The 2409-nt window shown below is 72.1% G+C and carries 3 protein-coding genes; all 3 read left to right on the plus strand.

The window, feature by feature from the left end; translation table 11 throughout:
* The first annotated feature begins 226 nt into the window (after positions 1 to 226).
* The 3 genes from G5C65_RS35500 (at position 227) to G5C65_RS35510 (ending at position 2287) form a co-directional block, all read left to right on the plus strand.
* The gene (locus tag G5C65_RS35500; protein WP_165303176.1) at positions 227 to 604 is read left to right on the plus strand and encodes a nuclear transport factor 2 family protein; all 378 of its coding nucleotides are present in this window, start codon (positions 227 to 229) and stop codon (positions 602 to 604) included.
* Between the two features lie 145 nt (positions 605 to 749).
* The gene (locus tag G5C65_RS35505; RefSeq protein WP_165303177.1) at positions 750 to 1616 is read left to right on the plus strand and encodes a metallophosphoesterase family protein; all 867 of its coding nucleotides are present in this window, start codon (positions 750 to 752) and stop codon (positions 1614 to 1616) included.
* A complete protein-coding gene (locus tag G5C65_RS35510; RefSeq protein ID WP_165303178.1) occupies positions 1613 to 2287 on the plus strand; it encodes a 4'-phosphopantetheinyl transferase superfamily protein in 675 nt (224 codons plus the stop codon). Before G5C65_RS35505 ends, G5C65_RS35510 begins: the two co-directional genes overlap by 4 nt.
* The last annotated feature ends 122 nt before the right edge of the window (positions 2288 to 2409 follow it).

Raw genomic sequence — 2409 nt, forward strand, 5'->3', positions numbered from 1 at the left:
GGGCGGGGGCGTTCGTACGGCGCATCCATACGCTGTCCTCGGCTGACAGTCCCAACAGAGCTACCCGGAGGCGGACGCAGGCTAAGCGCACCGCCATGTCCCCGACAAGCCCCGTGCTTACCTCGGCGGTAATCGACCCGCGCCCCGCGCGCCCGGCATGGTCGTCACATCGGCCCCGCCGCACCGGGCGGAAGCCGGGCACACACCGGAACCCGAGGAGACCACCATGGACCAGAGCACCTACGAGGCCGCCGTCGAGCGCTACTTCGCCGCGTGGAACGCCCCGGACGCCGACACCCGGGCCAAGGCCGTCGCCGCCGCCTGGACCGAGGACGGCAGCTACACCGACCCGCTGGCCGACGTGCGCGGCCACGAGCAGCTGGTCGCGGCCATCACAGCGGCCCGCGAGCAGTTCCCCGGCCACGAGTTCCGGCAGACCGGCGGCGTCGACGGCAACCACGACATCGCCCGGTTCACCTGGGACCTGGTCAACAGCGCCGACGGCACCTCGCCCGCCGCGGGTTCCGATGTCGTCACCCTCGCCGCTGACGGCCGGATCGCCTCGGTGAAGGGGTTCTTGGACCGGCTCCCCGGCGCGGCCTGAACCGGCCCGTCCGCCGCACCGACCGTCCCCGCGACCGGCCCGCCCCTCCCGCACATCGGAGGGGCGGGAAGGCCGCCCGTGACGCTCACACCCTGATCGGTGACACTTGTGGTTCGTGCGCCACCGTGAAGGGAGTACCTGCGAGATGGAGTCCGCGCCGGAAGAGGCACCGAAGCTGCTCGCCATCAGCGATCTGCATGTGGCCTATGAGGACAACAAGAAGTTTCTCGGCACCCTCACCCCGCAGACCGACGGCGACTGGCTGATCGTCGCCGGTGACGTGGGGGAGACCACCACCGACATCCACTGGGCCCTGCGTACTCTCGCCGGCAGGTTCGCCCGCGTCATCTGGACGCCGGGCAACCACGAGTTGTGGACGCCGCGGGACGACCCTGACCAGACGCGGGGCGAGGAGCGCTACCAGCGGCTGGTCGAGTTCTGCCGCGGCATCGGCGTGCTGACGCCGGAGGACCCGTACCCCACCTGGCAGGGGCCGGGCGGCCCGGTCACCGTGGCACCGCTGTTCGCGCTCTACGACTACACCTTCCGCCCGCAGGGCACCTACACCAAGCAGCAGGCGCTGGACGCCGCCTACGAGGCGGGCGTGGTGTGCACCGACGAGATGCTGCTGCACCCCGACCCGCACCCCAGCCGCGACGCCTGGTGCCGCTCCCGGGTACGGGCGACGGAGGAGCGGCTCGCGGCCCGTCCGCCGGGTCAGCGGACCGTGCTCGTCAACCACTGGCCGCTGGTGCGCGAGCCCACCCGGATCCTGCGCTATCCCGAGTTCGCGCTGTGGTGCGGAACGGAGCTGACCGCCGAGTGGCACATACGGTTCGACGCGGCGGCGGTCGTCTACGGGCATCTGCACATCCCCCGCACCACGTGGCACGACGGGGTGCCGTTCGAGGAGGTCTCGGTCGGCTATCCGCGCGAGTGGAGCCGGTCGTGGCATCCCACGCCACGGCTGCGGCAGATTCTCCCCGAGCCGGTCCGGGAGCCCGTCGCGTGATCGAGGACATACTGCCGCCCGCCGTGGCGGTCGCCAGCGTGACCGCGGACGTGCCGCTGACCGAGCTGTACCCCGAGGAGGAGCGGATCGTGGCGAAGGCCGTGCCGCAGCGGCGCGCCGAGTTCGCCTCCGCCCGCTACTGCGCGCGCCAGGCGCTGGGGAAGCTCGGCGTGCCGCCCGCGCCCCTGCTGGCGACGGAGCGGGGCGCTCCCCGGTGGCCCGAGAGCACGGTCGGCAGCATCACCCACTGTGCGGGCTACCGCGCCGCCGCCGTCGCCGCTGTCCGGGAGGTCCGTACGGTCGGTATCGACGCCGAGCCCAACGAGCCGACTCCCAACGGCGTGCTGGGAGCCGTCACCGTCGGCGGCGAACAGGCGCGCGTCGAGCGCCTGCTGGAATCCCGGCCCGAAGTCCGCTGGGACCGGCTGCTGTTCAGCGCGAAGGAGTCGGTCTACAAAGCGTGGCACCCGATCACGGGACGCTGGCTGGACTTCGCCGAGGCCGAACTCCACTTCACCCCGCACGACGCTCCCGCGGCCCCGGGCGGCGGCCCGCACGGTACGTTCACCGCCCGCATCCTGGTGCCCCCGGGCGACGCGCCGGCCCGCTTCGACGGGCGCTGGGCCGTACGCGGCGGGCTCGTCCTGACGGCCATCACCGTCCCCGCCTAGATGATTGATGTGCTTTCGCTCTGTCTGGAACGGCGAAGAGTGCCCAGGATTGGTGCTGAGAACACTGGCTCGACCCGTGGGGCGTGCTGTGAACACCGATCTGGACACTCTCCTGACCGCAC

Origin of the sequence: Streptomyces boncukensis (assembly GCF_011045075.1) — a bacterium.
In the GTDB taxonomy this organism is placed as follows: domain Bacteria; phylum Actinomycetota; class Actinomycetes; order Streptomycetales; family Streptomycetaceae; genus Streptomyces; species Streptomyces boncukensis.

Coding starts and splice junctions, on each gene's coding strand:
- G5C65_RS35500 (WP_165303176.1), top strand. CDS start 227: ATGGACCAGAGCACCTACGAGGCCGCCGTCGAGCGCTACTTCGCCGCG.
- G5C65_RS35505 (WP_165303177.1), top strand. CDS start 750: ATGGAGTCCGCGCCGGAAGAGGCACCGAAGCTGCTCGCCATCAGCGAT.